This is a genomic window from Streptomyces sp. NPDC088762 (genome assembly GCF_044750905.1).
Classification (GTDB): Bacteria; Actinomycetota; Actinomycetes; order Streptomycetales; family Streptomycetaceae; genus Streptomyces.
On record NZ_JBIVKT010000017.1, the window covers coordinates 1 to 16,801 of the forward strand.

At 70.4% G+C, this 16,801-nt stretch carries 13 protein-coding genes; 4 read left to right on the forward strand and 9 right to left on the reverse strand.

Annotation, left to right across the window (positions count from 1 at the left end; translation table 11 throughout):
- Nucleotides 1-430: 430 nt before the first annotated feature.
- From ACIP5M_RS29325 to thyX, 3 genes are all read right to left on the reverse strand, one after another.
- The gene (locus ACIP5M_RS29325; RefSeq protein ID WP_401202296.1) at nt 431-2,116 is read right to left on the reverse strand and encodes a ribonuclease J; all 1,686 of its coding nucleotides are present in this window, start codon (nt 2,114-2,116) and stop codon (nt 431-433) included.
- A gap of 114 nt (nt 2,117-2,230) precedes the next feature.
- Nucleotides 2,231-3,130: a 4-hydroxy-tetrahydrodipicolinate synthase gene (gene dapA, locus ACIP5M_RS29330; RefSeq protein ID WP_401202298.1), complete on the reverse strand. Its 900-nt coding sequence runs from the start codon at nt 3,128-3,130 to the stop codon at nt 2,231-2,233.
- Between the two features lie 200 nt (nt 3,131-3,330).
- Nucleotides 3,331-4,071, reverse strand: a complete 741-nt coding sequence (gene thyX, locus ACIP5M_RS29335) for an FAD-dependent thymidylate synthase (protein ID WP_401202299.1) — start codon at nt 4,069-4,071, stop codon at nt 3,331-3,333.
- A 214-nt stretch (nt 4,072-4,285) separates the two neighbouring features.
- Between thyX and ACIP5M_RS29340 the strand changes: the two genes are divergently transcribed.
- Entirely contained in the window at nt 4,286-4,525 is a 240-nt protein-coding gene (locus ACIP5M_RS29340; RefSeq protein ID WP_401202301.1) for a hypothetical protein, read from the forward strand.
- Nucleotides 4,526-4,573: 48 nt separating this feature from the next.
- The gene (locus ACIP5M_RS29345) at nt 4,574-5,134 is read left to right on the forward strand and encodes a PH domain-containing protein (protein ID WP_401202303.1); all 561 of its coding nucleotides are present in this window, start codon (nt 4,574-4,576) and stop codon (nt 5,132-5,134) included.
- Nucleotides 5,135-5,168: 34 nt separating this feature from the next.
- Here the strand turns inward: ACIP5M_RS29345 and ACIP5M_RS29350 are convergent, their stop codons facing one another.
- From ACIP5M_RS29350 to eccD, 6 genes are all read right to left on the reverse strand, one after another.
- Nucleotides 5,169-5,621 carry a hypothetical protein gene (locus ACIP5M_RS29350; protein WP_401202304.1) on the reverse strand — a complete coding sequence of 151 codons (453 nt, stop codon included), beginning with the start codon at nt 5,619-5,621 and terminating at the stop codon, nt 5,169-5,171.
- A gap of 5 nt (nt 5,622-5,626) precedes the next feature.
- Nucleotides 5,627-6,379, reverse strand: a complete 753-nt coding sequence (gene dapB / locus ACIP5M_RS29355; RefSeq protein ID WP_401202305.1) for a 4-hydroxy-tetrahydrodipicolinate reductase — start codon at nt 6,377-6,379, stop codon at nt 5,627-5,629.
- A 25-nt stretch (nt 6,380-6,404) separates the two neighbouring features.
- Nucleotides 6,405-7,784: a M16 family metallopeptidase gene (locus ACIP5M_RS29360; RefSeq protein ID WP_401202306.1), complete on the reverse strand. Its 1,380-nt coding sequence runs from the start codon at nt 7,782-7,784 to the stop codon at nt 6,405-6,407.
- Nucleotides 7,781-10,003: a polyribonucleotide nucleotidyltransferase gene (locus ACIP5M_RS29365; RefSeq protein WP_401202515.1), complete on the reverse strand. Its 2,223-nt coding sequence runs from the start codon at nt 10,001-10,003 to the stop codon at nt 7,781-7,783. The genes ACIP5M_RS29360 and ACIP5M_RS29365 overlap by 4 nt, the downstream gene beginning before the upstream one ends.
- A 330-nt stretch (nt 10,004-10,333) precedes the next feature.
- A complete protein-coding gene (gene rpsO, locus ACIP5M_RS29370; protein WP_136213493.1) occupies nt 10,334-10,621 on the reverse strand; it encodes a 30S ribosomal protein S15 in 288 nt (95 codons plus the stop codon).
- A 172-nt stretch (nt 10,622-10,793) separates the two neighbouring features.
- Entirely contained in the window at nt 10,794-12,299 is a 1,506-nt protein-coding gene (gene eccD, locus ACIP5M_RS29375) for a type VII secretion integral membrane protein EccD (RefSeq protein WP_401202308.1), read from the reverse strand.
- 197 nt (nt 12,300-12,496) lie between these two features.
- Between eccD and eccCa the strand changes: the two genes are divergently transcribed.
- The gene (eccCa, locus tag ACIP5M_RS29380; RefSeq protein WP_401202310.1) at nt 12,497-16,447 is read left to right on the forward strand and encodes a type VII secretion protein EccCa; all 3,951 of its coding nucleotides are present in this window, start codon (nt 12,497-12,499) and stop codon (nt 16,445-16,447) included.
- A gap of 74 nt (nt 16,448-16,521) precedes the next feature.
- Entirely contained in the window at nt 16,522-16,767 is a 246-nt protein-coding gene (locus ACIP5M_RS29385) for a DUF397 domain-containing protein (protein WP_351288755.1), read from the forward strand.
- Nucleotides 16,768-16,801: the final 34 nt, after the last annotated feature.

A 16,801-nucleotide genomic window follows, 5' to 3' on the forward strand; every position in this document is an offset into this window, starting at 1 on the left:
TTCTGGCGTTGATTTTTGGCACGCTGTTGAGTTCTCAAGGAACGGACGCTTCCTTCGTACTCACCCTCTCGGGCTTTCCTCCGGGCTTTCGTTCTTGCGTTTCCGACTCTATCAGAGTCTTTCCCGCTTGCTTTCCAGGTTCTTCGCTTTCGCGGTTTCCCTTTCCGGCGTTTCCGACTCTATCAGACTCTCATCCGCCCGTTTCCGGTTTGGATTTGAATTCCGATGGCCTTCGGGGGGCCTTTCCCTTTCGGGTGGATCAGACTTTATCAGGTCTCCCTGAGTGCTGATTCCCACCCGCCCGCGTGACAGGTACGGGCACACGTGTGTGCCCGTGAGTCGTGCGGGGTGGGAGACGTAAACGTACTGGAGCGGGGCCCCCGGATGCAAATCCGGTTGCCCCGCTCCGGTGAGGCGGCTACCGCGAGGGTCAGACCTCGACGACGACCGGGAGGATCATCGGGCGGCGGCGGTAGCTGTCCGAGACCCACTTGCCCATCGTGCGGCGGATGAGCTGCTGGATCTGGTGCGGCTCCGCCACGCCGTCGGAGGCCGCGCGCGCGATGGCCTCCTCGATCTTCGCGACCACCGGACCGAAGGCGGAGTCCTCGATGCCGGAGCCCCGGGCCTGGATGTTCGGGCCGCTGACGACCTTGCCCGTGGTGCTGTCCACCACGACGTAGACCGAGATGATGCCCTCGTCGCCGAGGATCCGGCGGTCCTTGAGCGAGGCCTCCGTGACGTCGCCGACCGAGAGGCCGTCCACGTACACGTAGCCGGCCTGGACCTTGCCGGAGATCCGGGCCTTGCCGTCGATCAGGTCGACGACGACGCCGTCCTCGGCGATGACGATGCGGTCCTTCGGGACGCCCGTCATGGCACCGAGCTCGGCGTTGGCCCGCAGGTGGCGCCATTCGCCGTGGACCGGCATCAGGTTCCGCGGCTTGCAGATGTTGTAGAAGTACAGCAGCTCGCCGGCGGAGGCGTGGCCGGAAACGTGCACCTTGGCGTTGCCCTTGTGCACGACGTTGGCGCCCCAGCGGGTCAGGCCGTTGATCACGCGGTAGACCGCGTTCTCGTTGCCCGGGATCAGGGACGACGCGAGGATCACGGTGTCGCCCGGGACGATCCGGATCTGGTGGTCGCGGTTGGCCATGCGCGACAGGGCCGCCATCGGCTCGCCCTGGGAACCCGTGCAGACGAGGACGACCTCGTGGGCCGGCAGGTCGTCGAGGGTCTTGACGTCCACGACGAGGCCCGGCGGGACCCTCAGGTAGCCGAGGTCGCGGGCGATGCCCATGTTGCGGACCATCGAGCGGCCGACGAAGGCGACCCGGCGGCCGTACTCGTGGGCGGCGTCGAGGATCTGCTGGATGCGGTGCACGTGGCTGGCGAAGCTGGCCACGATGATCCGGTGGTGGGCGTTCGCGAAGACGTTCCGGAGCACGTTGGAGATCTCGCGCTCCGGCGGGACGAAGCCCGGGACCTCGGCGTTCGTCGAGTCCGAGAGGAGGAGGTCGATGCCCTCCTCGCTCAGACGCGCGAAGGCGTGCAGGTCGGTGAGGCGCTTGTCCAGCGGAAGCTGGTCCATCTTGAAGTCGCCGGTGGCGACGACCATGCCCGCGCCCGTACGGATCGCGACCGCGAGGGCGTCCGGGATGGAGTGGTTGACCGCGATGAACTCGCAGTCGAAGGGGCCGAGGTTCTCGCGCTCGCCTTCCTTCACCTCGAGGGTGTAGGGGCGGATGCGGTGCTCCTGCAGCTTCGCCTCGATGAGGGCCAGCGTCAGCTTGGAGCCGATCAGCGGGATGTCCGGCTTCTCGCGCAGGAGGTAGGGGACGGCGCCGATGTGGTCTTCGTGGCCGTGCGTGAGGACGATGCCCTCGATGTCGTCGAGCCGGTCCCGGATGGACGTGAAGTCCGGGAGGATCAGGTCGATGCCCGGCTGCTCCTCCTCCGGGAAGAGGACGCCGCAGTCGACGATCAGCAGGCGGCCGTCGAACTCGAAGACGGTCATGTTGCGGCCGATCTCGCCGAGGCCACCCAGGGGGGTGACGCGCAGGCCACCCTTGGGCAGCTTGGGCGGCGGACCGAGTTCCGGATGCGGATGGCTCAAAAGTCTCTCCTATCCACGCACGCCACGTACCTCGTAAGGCACGTGGCGCGCATGTCATTCGTGCACTTGCTGTTGTTTGTGTCGGTTTTGCTTATTCATTTGTGAAGTCTGTTGTCAGAGCTGTACCCCGCCCGCGGCAAGATCGATCTTGAGCTGGGCCGTCTCTTCGGCGTTCAGCTCGATCAGCGGGAGCCGCAGCGGGCCGGCGGGCAGGCCCTGCAGGTTCAGGGCGGCCTTGGTGGTCATCACGCCCTGGGTGCGGAACATGCCGGTGAAGACGGGGAGCAGCTTGTGGTGGATCTCGGCGGCCTTCTGGACGTCCCCGCCCAGGTGCGCCTCCAGCATGGCGCGCAGGTCGGGGGTGACCACGTGGCCGACCACGGAGACGAAGCCGACCGCGCCGATCGACAGGAGCGGCAGGTTCAGCATGTCGTCGCCCGAGTACCAGGCCAGGCCGCTCCGGGCGATGGCCCAGCCGGCGCGGCCGAGGTCGCCCTTGGCGTCCTTGTTGGCCACGATACGGGGGTGCTCGGCCAGCCGGACGAGAGTTTCCGTCTCGATCGGGACACCGCTGCGGCCGGGGATGTCGTAGAGCATGACCGGCAGCCCGGTGGCATCGGCGATCGCCGTGAAGTGCCGGTAGAGGGCCTCCTGCGGCGGCTTGCTGTAGTACGGGGTCACGGCCAGCAGGCCGTGGGCGCCGGTGGCCTCGGCCTGGCGGGCCAGTTCGAGGGTGTGGCGGGTGTCGTTCGTGCCGATGCCGGCGACCACGTGGGCGCGGTCTCCGACGGCTTCGAGGACGGCTCGTACGAGGTCGTTTTTCTCCGCGTCGGTGGTGGTCGGGGACTCACCGGTGGTGCCGTTGATGATCAGGCCGTCGTTGCCTGCGTCCACCAAGTGGACGGCGAGCTGCTGCGCGCCGTCGAGGTCGAGAGTGCCATCCGCCGCAAAGGGCGTGATCATGGCGGTGAGGACCCGCCCGAAGGGGGTCTGCGGAGTCGAGATCGGAGCCATGGGTAACACGCTACTCGCTGCCATGCCCGCGGTGTCCCCTCGGGGGACGTCAACAGAGTGTTGGACGCCGGCACTGCCTGCTCGGGGGTTCAAGCAGTGCCGGGTCCGTTTGATCAGCCTAGATGAACTTTACGAAACGTCGCAATACGGACACTTCGGACTTGACTCAGCACATCTGTACGCTGCAGCCATTTCGGCCCTTACGGGGCAACGCGCCCGTTGGCGTTGTAGGCCGCGTACGTGAGCGGCATGAGCTTCGCCCAGTGCTGCTCCATCTTCTCGCCGACCATCTCGATCTCCCGCTGGGGGAAGGACGGCACGGCCGCCAGCTCGTGCTGCGTGCGCAGGCCGAGGAAGTGCATCAGCGAGCGCGCGTTGCAGGTGGCGTACATCGAGGAGAAAAGTCCGACGGGCAGGACCGAACGGGCAACCTCGCGGGCGACGCCCGCGGCGAGCATCTCCTGGTACGCCTCGTAGGACTGGCGGTACGAGTCCTCCATGACGCGGCCGGTCAGCTCCTGCTGGGCCCCGGTGCCCTCGACGAAGACGTACTTGCCCGGGCGGCCCTCCTGGACCAGCTTGCGCTCGGCGTCGGGGACGTAGAAGACGGGCTCGAGCTCCCTGTACCGGCCCGATTCCTCGTTGTAGGACCAGCCGACCCGGTGGCGCATGAACTCCCGGAACACGAAGATCGGGGCGCTGATGAAGAAGGTCATCGAGTTGTGCTCGAAAGGGCTGCCGTGGCGGTCGCGCATCAGGTAGTTGATCAGACCCTTCGAGCGCTCCGGGTCCTTCTGCAGCTCGTCCAGGGACTGTTCGCCGGCCGTGGAGACCCGCGCGGCCCACAGCACGTCGGAGTCGGCGGCGGAGTGCTTCACCAGCTCCACCGTCACATCGCTGCGGAAGCTGGGTTTCAGATCTGAAGCGGCGGTCTCGCTCACCGGGGGTCCTTCCAAACGTGCGTCCTGGGGCGCGCCCACTCTACGGCGCTCCCCACCGCTCCCGACGCAGGCTCCGGGGGCTGCCCGGCCCTGCGGACAGCTGACGCACAGCCATGAATTCTGGTGAATGTCCCGAAATCCGGCACGGATTGGGCGGCTCGAACGTCCTACTTGACGGCAACCACTGATCGTGAAGAGTGAGGAGCGTCCCTTCATGTTTCGCCGGCGCGAACCCGTCCCGTTCGCCTTCGTCGCCGAGGCCGACCGTTTCCGCAGCAACGTCACCCCGCCGCCGCGCGAGCGTCTGGGCAAGACGCAGATCGCCGCCCGTAGTCTGGTCGGGCTGACCGTGGTTGCGGGGCTCGCCGGCTCGCTGCTCTTCGGCATGCCCGCGCTGGAGCCCGGCAAGGCACCGTCGAAGTCGCAGCAGTCGGAGGCGTCCGAGGGGCGGTAGCCTCACGGTCACAGCCCAACCGAACGTGCATGTGAGTGAGGTCCAGCCGTGCCCCTGCCCTTCCTGACGGCCGACGGTGTGTCCGACGCGGGTGACGACGGCGAGGAGGCACTCGCCCACGCCGACCACGACCGCTGGCGGCGGCCCTACCGGCCGGGTCCCTGGCGGGTGGCGGGCGCCGCTCTGCTGCTCCTGCTGTCCGCCTTCATGCTGCTGGCCACGATGATCGTGGCCTTCGCGGGCGCCGCGGCCGGGGCCGCGGTCTGCCTGGTCGCCGCGCTCGCCGTCGTCGCGACGGCGGTGCAGTTGCTGCGAGCGGGTGTCTGGGTGAGCCGTACGGGGCTGCGCCGCGTGGGGTTCTTCCGGACCCGCTCGATCGCGTGGAGCGAGATCGCCGAGCTCCGTACGGTGCAGCAGCCGGTGCGCTGGCTCGGTCTGCCGCGGACCGTCCAGGGGCAGGCGCTGACCGTGGCCGGGCACGGGGGCGCGGAGCTGCCGGTGCTGCTGACCGACCACGATGCCGATTTCCTGTCGCGGGCCGAGGCCTTCGACCGGGCCGCCGACGAGGTCGGTGCCTGGGCCGACGAGTACCGGCCCGTGCCCGCCTGAGACGCACGGCGCGCACGGGAAGCCCGTACGGGTCTCAGACCTGTACGGGCTTCTCGTCGTGCAGCGCGATCGCGCGCTGCATGGCCTTGCGCGCCCGCGGGGTGTCGCGGGCGTCGTGGTAGGCGACCGCGAGCCGGAACCAGGCGCGCCAGTCTCCCGGCGCGTCCTCGGTCTCGGCCTTGCGGCGCGCGAAGGCCTCGTCGGCGGCGTCGCGGTCGATGCGGCCGCTCGCCGTCCGGACCTGCTCGTCCGCCGGCAGGCCGCCCTCCGCCTCCAGTTCACGGGCCAGCCGGTGGGCGGAGCGCGCGAAGCGCGTGTTCTGCCAGAGGAACCAGGCGCCGACGCACGGCAGCAGGAAGGCCACCGCGCCCATCCCCATGGGAGCCGGCTCGCCGGTCAGCAGGAGCAGCACCCCCTCCATCGCCACCACCCCGAAGACGAGGACCAGCACGGTGGCGAGGAAGAAGTACGTGATCTTTCCGCCCATGGCCGTCAGCCCAGGTCCAGGAAGTTTTCCAGGCCGAAGGTGAGGCCCGGGGTCTGCGTCACACGCCGTACGCCGAGCAGGATGCCCGGCATGAAGCTGCTGTGGTGCAGGGAGTCGTGACGGATGGTCAGGGTCTCGCCCTCGGCGCCGAGGAGCACTTCCTGATGGGCCAGCAGGCCGCGCAGCCGGACGGCGTGCACCGGGACGCCGTCGACGTTCGCGCCGCGCGCGCCGTCGAGGGCGGTGGCGGTCGCGTCGGGCTGCGGCGCGCAGCCGGCCTCGGCGCGGGCGGCCGCGATGAGCTGCGCCGTACGGGTCGCCGTGCCGGAGGGCGCGTCGACCTTGTTGGGGTGGTGCAGCTCGACGACCTCGACGGACTCGAAGTAGCGGGCGGCCTGCGCGGCGAACTTCATCGTCAGGACGGCGCCGATGGAGAAGTTCGGGGCGATGAGCACACCGGTCTCCGGGGATCCGGCGAGCCAGGTGTTCAGCCGGCCGAGGCGGTCCTCGGTCCAGCCGGTGGTGCCGACCACTCCGTGGATGCCGTGGCCGACGAGGAACTCCAGGTTCTCCATCACCGAGGCGGGGGTGGTCAGCTCGACCGCGACCTGGGCGCCGGCCTCGACCAGCGTCTCCAGCTTGTCGCCGCGGCCGAGGGCCGCCACCAGCTCCATGTCGTCGGCGGCTTCGACCGCCTTGACGGCCTCGGAGCCGATGCGGCCCTGGGCGCCGAGGACTGCCACGCGCAGCTTGCTCATGTTGCTTCCTTCATTCACGTACGGACTAGGCGACGACTTCGTCGAGGCGGGCGGCCTGCTTCTCCTTGAGCGGGCCGATCACCGCGAGCGAGGGCCGCTGGGCCAGTACATCCTGGGCGACCGAGCGGACGTCGTCCGGGGTGACGGAGGCGATCTTGGCCAGCATGTCGTCGACCGACATCTGGTCGCCCCAGCACAGCTCGCTCTTGCCGATGCGGTTCATGATCGCGCCGGTGTCCTCCAGTCCGAGGACGGTGGAGCCGGAGAGCTGGCCGACGGCCCGCCTGATCTCTTCGTCGCTCAGCCCCTCGGAGACGACCTTGTCGAGTTCGTCGCGGCAGATCCGCAGCACGTCGTGGACCTGGTTGGGGCGGCAGCCCGCGTAGACGCCGATGAGGCCGGTGTCGGCGAAGCCCGAGGTGTACGAGTACACGCTGTAGGCCAGGCCGCGCTTCTCGCGGACCTCCTGGAAGAGGCGGGAGGACATGCCGCCGCCCAGCGCCGTGTTCAGCACGCCCAGCGCCCAGCGGCGCTCGTCGGTGCGGGCGAGGCCCGGCATGCCGAGGACCACGTGGGCCTGCTCGGTCTTGCGGCCGACGAGGTCGACGCGGCCGGCGGTGCGGATGCGCTTGGTGCCGGAGCGCGGGCCGATCGGCTCGGCGTCGGTGCGGGTCAGCGCACCGGCCTTCTCGAAGGCGGCGCGGACCTGGCGTACGACCTTGTTGTGGTCGACGTTGCCGGCGGCGGCCACGACCAGGTGGGTGGGGTCGTAGTGCTTCTTGTAGAAGCGGCGGATCCGGTCGGCGGTGAGCGCGTTGATCGTGTCGACGGTGCCGAGGACGGGGCGGCCCAGGGGGGTGTCGCCGTACATGGTCTGCGCGAACAGGTCGTGGACCATGTCGCCCGGGTCGTCCTCGGTCATCGCGATCTCTTCGAGGATGACGCCGCGCTCTGCGTCGACGTCCTCCTGGCGGATCAGCGAGCCGGTGAGCATGTCGCAGACCACGTCTATGGCCAGCGGCAGGTCGGTGTCGAGCACCCGGGCGTAGTAGCAGGTGTACTCCTTCGCCGTGAAGGCGTTCATCTCGCCGCCGACCGCGTCTATGGCGGAGGAGATGTCGAGGGCGCTGCGCTTTTCGGTGCCCTTGAAGAGGAGGTGCTCGAGGTAGTGCGTGGCGCCGTTCAGCGTGGGCGTCTCGTCGCGGGAGCCGACGTGCGCCCAGATACCGAAGGTCGCGGAGCGGACCGAGGGCAGCGTCTCGGTGACCACGCGCAGGCCGCCGGGGAGGACGGTGCGCCGGACGGTGCCGATGCCGTTGCTGCCCTTGAGGAGGGTTTGGGTACGGGCGACGGCCCGCCCCTCCGAAGAGGGGCGGGCCGTCACACGGGAACTACGCGACATCACTTGTCGGAGTCGTCCTTGTCGGCCTCGTCGCCGGCGGCCTCGCCGTCGATCACGGGGATCAGGGAGAGCTTGCCGCGCTGGTCGATCTCGGCGATCTCGACCTGGACCTTGGTGCCGACCGCGAGCACGTCCTCGACGTTCTCCACGCGCTTGCCACCGGCGAGCTTGCGGATCTGCGAGATGTGCAGCAGGCCGTCCTTGCCGGGCATCAGGGAGACGAAGGCACCGAAGGTGGTGGTCTTGACGACCGTACCCAGGTAGCGCTCGCCGACCTCCGGCATGGTCGGGTTGGCGATCGAGTTGATCGTGGCGCGGGCGGCCTCGGCGGCCGGGCCGTCGGCGGCACCGATGTAGATGGTGCCGTCGTCCTCGATCGTGATCTCGGCGCCGGTGTCCTCCTGGATCTGGTTGATCATCTTGCCCTTGGGGCCGATGACCTCACCGATCTTGTCCACCGGGATCTTGACGGTGATGATCCGCGGGGCGAAGGGGGACATAGCGTCCGGCGTGTCGATCGCTTCCATCATCACGTCGAGGATGTGGAGGCGGGCGTCGCGGGCCTGCTTGAGGGCCGCGGCCAGGACGGAGGCCGGGATGCCGTCCAGCTTGGTGTCGAGCTGGAGGGCGGTGACGAACTCCTTGGTGCCGGCGACCTTGAAGTCCATGTCGCCGAAGGCGTCCTCCGCACCGAGGATGTCGGTGAGGGCGACGTAGTGCGTCTTGCCGTCGATCTCCTGGGAGATCAGGCCCATGGCGATGCCGGCGACGGGGGCCTTGAGGGGCACACCGGCGTTCAGCAGCGACATGGTGGAGGCGCAGACCGAGCCCATGGACGTCGAACCGTTGGAGCCGAGGGCCTCGGACACCTGGCGGATCGCGTACGGAAACTCCTCGCGGGTCGGGAGGACCGGCAGGATCGCGCGCTCGGCGAGCGCGCCGTGGCCGATCTCGCGGCGCTTCGGCGAACCGACGCGGCCGGTCTCGCCGACGGAGTACGGCGGGAAGTTGTAGTTGTGCATGTAGCGCTTGCGGGTCACCGGGGAGAGGGTGTCCAGCTGCTGCTCCATGCGGAGCATGTTGAGGGTGGTGACGCCCAGGATCTGGGTCTCGCCACGCTCGAACAGCGCCGAGCCGTGCACGCGCGGGATGGCCTCGACCTCGGCGGCGAGGGTGCGGATGTCCGTGATCCCGCGGCCGTCGATGCGGACCTTGTCCTTGATGACGCGCTCGCGCACCAGGGCCTTGGTCAGGCTGCGGTAGGCGGCGGAGATCTCCTTCTCGCGGCCTTCGAAGGCCGGGAGGAGCTTCTCGGCGGCGATCTCCTTGACGCGGTCCAGCTCGGCCTCGCGGTCCTGCTTGCCCGCGATGGTCAGCGCCTGGGCGAGGTCGCCCTTGACGGCGGCCGCGAGGGCCTCGTAGACGTCGTCCTGGTAGTCCAGGAAGACCGGGAACTCGCCCTCGGGCTTGGCGGCCTTGGCGGCCAGGTCGGCCTGGGCCTTGCACAGGACCTTGATGAACGGCTTCGCGGCGTCCAGACCGGCGGCGACGATCTCCTCGGTCGGCGCCTGGGCGCCGCCCTTGACGAGGGCGATGGTCTTCTCGGTGGCCTCGGCCTCGACCATCATGATCGCGACGTCGCCGTCCTCCAGGACGCGGCCCGCGACGACCATGTCGAAGACGGCGTCCTCGAGCTCGGTGTGCGTCGGGAAGGCGACCCACTGGCCCTTGATCAGCGCGACGCGGACGCCGCCGATCGGGCCGGAGAAGGGCAGGCCGGCCAGCTGGGTGGACGCGGACGCGGCGTTGATCGCGATGACGTCGTACAGGTGGTCCGGGTTGAGCGCCATGATCGTGGCGACGACCTGGATCTCGTTGCGCAGGCCCTTCTTGAAGGACGGGCGCAGCGGGCGGTCGATCAGGCGGCAGGTGAGGATCGCGTCCTCGGAGGGGCGGCCCTCGCGGCGGAAGAAGGAGCCGGGGATCTTGCCGGCCGCGTACTGGCGCTCCTCGACGTCCACCGTCAGGGGGAAGAAGTCGAGCTGGTCCTTGGGCTTCTTCGACGCGGTGGTCGCGGAAAGCACCATCGTGTCGTCGTCCAGGTAGGCAACGGCGGAGCCGGCGGCCTGGCGGGCCAGACGGCCCGTCTCGAAGCGGATGGTGCGGGTGCCGAAGGAACCGTTGTCAATGACGGCCTCGGCGTAGTGGGTCTCGTTCTCCACTAGCGTTTTCTCCATATTCGTCGTCTCCGTCCGCCGCCCGTGTGGCGGTGGACGGTTGCGGAGAAGCGCGCCTGGCCTGGGGCCGGTCTTCGATCGAAGCATCCGGTTCGTTGCCCGTCGGGGCATTCCGGGTGCCACTACCGAGGACCGGCGGCGTAGGGAGGGCGCTCCTCCTCTTCAGTTGTGCACGTCTTCGTACGTCCTGTGACGCCCCGCGTCTTCTCAGGCGTACACGTGCGTCCGTTCCAGATTACAAAGGGTCCGGTCCGTCCCGCACGTACGGCAAAGGGAGCGGCCCCCGGATGTGGGAACCGCTCCCTTCACGGCGTGTTACTTGGCGCCGGCCGCACCGCGGCGGATGCCCAGGCGCTCCACCAGCGTACGGAAGCGCTGGATGTCCTTCTTGGCCAGGTACTGCAGCAGGCGGCGACGCTGGCCGACCAGGATCAGCAGACCACGACGGGAGTGGTGGTCGTGCTTGTGGGTCTTGAGGTGCTCGGTCAGGTCAGAGATGCGCTTCGAGAGCATCGCGACCTGGACCTCGGGGGAGCCGGTGTCGCCCTCCTTGGCACCAAACTCTGCGATGATCTGCTTCTTCGTAGCGGCGTCGAGCGGCACGCGTACTCCTCGTATCAGGTCTTGACAGCCACCGAGTGCCCCAGGTCTGTGTCTCTGGGGAGCTTCCGTAACTCGGGAGGCGAGGTCCGCTGAGCGCAGCCCCCAGAGCGTTCCGGGGGCGCGTACACAAACGGCCGTCACCCAGGGTACCAGGCTGCCGCCGGCCCTTGTCTCAGCTGGTGAGAGCGCGGACCCGGGAGTACACGTCGAGCACGGCCAGGGTCAGCGGGACCAGGCTGAGCAGCACCGCGGCCTCGGTGAGGTCGAGCAGGCGCCCCCAGAAGGGTGACAGACCCTTGCGGGGAATGACCAGCGCAATTCCGGTGAGGAGGGCCGCGCCGGCGGCGACGGCGGCGGTCAGCCAGATCGTACGGAGGTCCAGGCCGCTGTGGTCGTGCTCCACGACCAGGGCTTCGAGCAGGTCGGTCGGCGGGTGCAGGGCCAGGCCGAGGATCAGCAGGGCGATGGCGGCGAGGCCGGCGGCGAGGGTGCAGACGACCTGGGAGGTGTAGCGGAAGAGCCGGGCGCGCAGCAGCATGGCGAGGCCGGTGGCGAGCGCCAGGAGGCGGCCCCAGGTGTTGTCGGAGAAGCCGAGGACGGCGGCGGATCCGACGGCGACCGCGGCGCAGCCGCCGACGAGGCCGAGGAGCATCTCGTGGCCGCGGCGGGCCTGGGCGGCGATCTGCTCGGCGTCGAGCGGGGAGCCCTGCTCGTACTGGTCGGAGCCGGACTGCTCGCCGTACGGCTCGGTCTCGTAGCGGTCCGGGGTCTCGTAGTCCTCGGTGGCGCTCTGCGGTGCGGCGTAGCCGATGGGCAGGCGGGCGAAGCGGGCGGAGAGGCCGGGGAGGAAGGCGACGAGGCCGATGGCGACGGGCGCGCAGACCGCGGCCGTGCCGGTGGCGGAGGCCTCGGTGGCGATGGCCGTGAAGGTGGCCAGGGTGCCGGTGGCGGCGACGAAGGTGGCCGCGACGAAGGGGGCGTCCCCGCTCGGGGTGAGGGCGACCAGGGCGACGGAGGCGACGAGGACGCAGACGCAGCCGAGGAGGAACTGGAGCCGGCCGGGCCCGTGGCCGGCGGCGGGGGCGATGATGCCGGAGCCGGCGATCAGCAGGTGCGGGAGGGCGCCGAGGCCCAGGGCCACGGCGGAGCCGCGGTCGCGGTAGACCCGGGCGCGCACTCCGGCGACGGCGGTGAGCAGGACGCCCGCGGCGCCGGCGATGATGCCGGGCAGTCCGTGCATGTCGTGGCGCAGCGGGTCGGCGTACCAGAGGACGAAGCCGAGCATGACGAGGAGCAGGGCGGCGCCGGCCAGGCCCGCGCCGCGCAGCATGTCGTCGCTCCAGCGGTGCCGGTCGCGGACGACGGCGGAGGCGACGGCGTCGGACACGTCGTCGAAGACGGCGGGCGGCAGGGACTCGGCGAAGGGCCGGAGGCTGAGCACCTCGCCGTCGAGGACCTGCTGGGCGGCGAGCGTGCGGGCGCCGTCGAGGACGGCGCCGGAGCGGCGTACGAGGTGGAAGCCGGTCGGGGCGCCGACGGGCTGGGTCTGGCCGGTGAGGCGCAGCAGCTCCGGGTAGACGTCGGCGACGGCGATGTCCTCGGGGAGGGCGACGTCGATCCGGCTGTCCGGGGCCACGACGGTGACCCTGCAGAAGCCCGTCGTTGCGGCCGTACTCACCTGTGTGACCCCCCTTGTTGGTGCCCGCGGCGGCGGACGATTCGCGGATGCGCATGCTGCGCGCGCCACCCTACCGGGCCAATGGCCGACTGTCGGCAAGTAGGATCACCGTCACGTGGAGGAGACCCCCCTCCGCACCCGGGACTTGGGGGCGCCGGTTGCGACGTCCCGTCCGTTTTCGAGGGATGGATGCTCCGGTGAGCCAGATCGTCGTCAAACGCCCGCCGCGGTCCCTGCCGCCCGAAGTGCCTTCGGACGAGCTGAGGCTGGAGGCTCCGCCGGAACTCCCGCGGGGGCAGCAGGAGGGCATGCTCATGCAGCTCCTGCCGATGCTCGGCATGGGCTCCTCCGTCGTCTTCTTCTTCATGACGCCGATGCCCATCATGCGCATCATGGGTGTGCTGATGCTGGCGTCCACGGTGGGGATGATCATCGCCCAGCTGGTCCGGCACCGCCGGGGTACGCAGGGGCAAATGGCCGATGTGCGCCGGGACTACCTCAAATACCTCGCGCAGACGCGTCGTCAGGTACGCCGGACCGCGCGGGCCCAGCGCGACGCGCAGCTGTATCTGCACCCGGCGCCGGAGCAGTTGTGGTCGGTGGTGGCCGAGGGTTCGCGGCTGTGGGAGCGGCGGGTCGGTGACGCGGACTTCGGCCAGGCGCGGCTCGGACTGGGCTCGCAGCGCCTGTCGACCGCCCTGGTGGCGCCGGACACCGCGCCGGTGGACGAGCTGGAGCCGCTCACGGCGGGCGCGATGCAGCGTTTCCTGAAGGTGCACTCCTCGCTGGACGGGCTGCCGGTGGCGGTGTCGATCAGGGCCTTCTACCACGTGACGGTGTCGGGCGAGCCGGAGTCGGCGCGCAGTACGGCGCGTGCGCTGGTGGCGCAGCTGGTGACGCTGCACTCCCCCGAGGACCTGATGGTGGCAGTGGTGGCCGCGCCGGGTGCGGTGCCCTCGTGGGACTGGACGAAGTGGCTGCCGCACACGCAGGTGCCGGGGCAGGTCGACGGGGCCGGTACGAAGCGGCTGTTCGGCGACGACCTCGCCGAACTGGAGGGGCTGCTGGGTTCCCGGCTGGAGGGGCGGCCGCGGTTCAGCCGCGAGGTGTCCCCGGTGCTGGACCAGCCGCACCTGGTGGTGGTGCTGGACGGCGGGAGGGTGCCGCCGGACTCGGTGTTCGCGGCGGCCGAGGGCCTGCAGGGCGTGACCATCGTCGAGGTGGTCGCGGGCGAGCTGGACGAGCCGCGCGGAGGGCTGGCGGTCGTGGTGCGTCCGGGCCGGCTGCGCCTGGAGTCGGGCGCGGGGATCGCGTACGAGGGCACCCCGGACACCCTGTCGCTGCCCGCGGCGGAGGCCCTCGCGCGGCAGCTGGCGCCGCTGCGCACGGGCGGCGGGGACGAGGACGAACCGCTGCTGGCGAACCTGGACTTCACGGACCTGCTGAACCTGGGCGACGCGGCCGCGGTGGACGTGGCGCGGACCTGGCGGCCGCGGTCGGCCGGTGAGCGGCTGCGCGTGCCCATCGGCGTCGGCGAGGACGGCTCGCCGGTGATGCTGGACCTGAAGGAGGCCGCGCAGGAGGGCATGGGCCCGCACGGCCTGTGCGTGGGCGCGACCGGTTCCGGCAAGTCGGAGCTGCTGCGCACGCTGGTGCTGGGCCTGGCCGTCACGCACACCTCGGAGACGCTGAACTTCGTACTCGCCGACTTCAAGGGCGGTGCGACCTTCACCGGCATGGGGCAGATGCCGCACGTGGCGGCCGTCATCACCAACCTGGCGGACGACCTCACGCTCGTGGACCGCATGGGCGACTCGATCCGCGGCGAGCTCCAGCGGCGGCAGGAGCTGCTGCGCTCGGCGGGCAACTACGCCAACATCCACGACTACGAGAAGGCGCGCGCGGCCGGTGCGCCGCTGGAGCCGCTGGCTTCGCTGGTGCTGGTCATCGACGAGTTCAGCGAGCTCCTCACCGCCAAGCCCGACTTCATCGACATGTTCATCCAGATCGGCCGCATCGGCCGTTCGCTGGGCGTGCACCTGCTGCTGGCCTCGCAGCGCCTGGAGGAGGGCAAGCTGCGCGGGCTGGACACCTACCTCTCGTACCGGATCGGTCTGCGGACCTTCTCGGCGGCGGAGTCGCGGACCGCGATCGGTGTGCCGGACGCCTACCACCTGCCGTCGGTGCCCGGTTCGGGCTACCTGAAGTTCGGTACGGACGAGATGACCCGCTTCAAGGCGGCGTACGTCTCCGGCACCTACCGCTCGGGCGGGCCGGACCTGTCGGTGGGGCTGTTCCCGGTGGAGCGGCGGCCCGCGCTGTTCACGGCGGCCCCGGTGCCGGTGGTGTACGCGGCCCCGGACCCGGCGTACCTGGCGGCGCAGTCCTCGCGGGAGGACGACGCGCTGGCCGACACGGTGCTGGACGTGATCGTCAGCCGGCTGGAGGGGCAGGGGGTGCCGGCGCACCAGGTGTGGCTGCCGCCGCTGGACCAGGCGCCGCCGCTGGACCAGTTGCTGCCGGCGCTGGCGCCGAGCGCGGAGCGCGGGCTGCACGCGGACGGGTACACGCGGCCCGGCGGGCTCGTCGTACCGCTCGGCCTCATCGACAAGCCGTTCGAGCAGCGGCGCGAGGTGCTCTACCGGGACTTCTCGGGGGCGGCGGGCCACATGATGGTGGTCGGCGGTCCGCAGTCGGGCAAGTCGACGCTGATGCGCACGCTGATCTCCTCGTTCGCGCTCACCCACACCCCGCGCGAGGTGCAGTTCTACGGGCTCGACTTCGGTGGCGGCAGCCTGTCGGCGGTGGCCGAGCTGCCGCACGTGGGCGGGATCGCCTCGCGGCTGGACCCGGAGCGGGTGCGGCGCACCGTCGCGGAGGTGGGGGGCATCCTCAACCGCCGCGAGGAGTTCTTCCGCGCGAACGGCATCGACTCCATCGGCACCTACCGGCGCCGGCGGGCCGCGGGCGACCTGCCCGGCGAGCCGTGGGGCGACGTGTTCCTGGTCATCGACGGCTGGGGGAACTTCCGCGGCGAGTACGAGGGCCTGGAGCAGGTCGTCACGGACATCGCGGCCCGCGGTCTGGGCTACGGCATCCACGTGGTGATCACCGCGGCGCGCTACATGGAGGTGCGCGCCGCGCTGAAGGACCAGATGCTGAACCGGCTGGAGCTGCGGCTCGGTGACGTCATGGACTCCGAGTTCGACCGGAAGGTCGCGGCGAACGTCCCTCCGGGGATGCCGGGCCGGGGTCAGGTGGCGGAGAAGCTGCACTTCCTGGGCGCGCTGCCGCGGATCGACGGCTCGCACGAGGCCGGGGACCTGTCGGAGGCCACGGCGGCCTTCGTGGAGGCCGTGAAGCAGAACTGGGCGGGGCCCGCGGCTCCGGGCGTACGGCTGCTGCCGCGGCTGCTGCACGCCGACCAGCTGCCCAAGGGCGGGGAGTACCCCGGCCGCGGGATCGCGATCGGCATCGACGAGACGGATCTGGAGCCGGTGTTCGTCGACTTCGAGTCCGACCCCTTCCTCCTCGTCTTCGGCGAGAGCGAGTCGGGCAAGACGAACCTGCTGCGGCTCATCGCCCAGCAGATCTCGGAGCGCTACTCCCCGGACCAGGCGCGCCTGGTCGTGGGCGACTACCGGCGGAGCCTGCTCGGGGCGCTGCCGGAGGCGCACCTGCTGGAGTACGCGCCGATGGCGAGCTCGCTGCAGATGCACATGGAGGCGCTGGGCGGGGTGTTCTCGCGCCGGCAGCCGCCGACCGACGTCACTCCGCAGCAGCTGCGCGACCGCAGCTGGTGGACGGGCCCGGACGTGTTCATCATCATCGACGACTTCGACCTGGTGGCCACGAGCCAGGGCAATCCGCTGGCGCCGCTGGTGGAGTTCCTGCCCTTCGCCCGGGACACCGGCGTGCGCTTCATCATCGCGCGGAACTCGGCCGGTGCCTCGCGCTCGATGTACGAGCCGTTCATGCAGCGGATCAAGGAGCTGGGCGCGCAGGGCATCGTCCTGTCCGGCGACCCGTCCGAGGGCGACCTGGTGGGCAACGTCCGGCCGCGCCCGATGCCCCCGGGCCGGGCGTACTTCGCCTCGCGCAGGCGGGGTACCTCGCTGGTACAGCTGGGGCGCATGCCAGGGATGTGAGGAAACCTGTTCCCCTCGGTGGCGCAGCACCGATAATCGCGGTGAAGACCGCGCCACCGAGGGAAGGGCCGCACATGGGCACCCAGCAGGAGAAGGACGAGCTGTACGCGCTCGACATCAGCGGCGTGGAGTGGGAAGGCCCGCCCGGGACCAGCCCGGACGAGGAGCGGGTCGAGATCGCCCGGCTGCCCGAGGGGGCGGTGGCGATGCGCTCCTCGCTGGACCGGGAGACCGTGCTGCGGTACACGGCGGCCGAGTGGGAGGCCTTCGTGCTGGGGGCGCGGGACGGCGAGTTCGATCTGGACCGCCACCGGCCCTGAGGCCCGTACGGCCTGTACAGCCCGTACCCGTCCC

Coding starts and splice junctions, on each gene's coding strand:
- dapA (WP_401202298.1), bottom strand. CDS start 3,130: ATGGCTCCGATCTCGACTCCGCAGACCCCCTTCGGGCGGGTCCTCACC.
- ACIP5M_RS29340 (WP_401202301.1), top strand. CDS start 4,286: ATGTTTCGCCGGCGCGAACCCGTCCCGTTCGCCTTCGTCGCCGAGGCC.
- ACIP5M_RS29350 (WP_401202304.1), bottom strand. CDS start 5,621: ATGGGCGGAAAGATCACGTACTTCTTCCTCGCCACCGTGCTGGTCCTC.
- dapB (WP_401202305.1), bottom strand. CDS start 6,379: ATGAGCAAGCTGCGCGTGGCAGTCCTCGGCGCCCAGGGCCGCATCGGC.
- ACIP5M_RS29385 (WP_351288755.1), top strand. CDS start 16,522: ATGGGCACCCAGCAGGAGAAGGACGAGCTGTACGCGCTCGACATCAGC.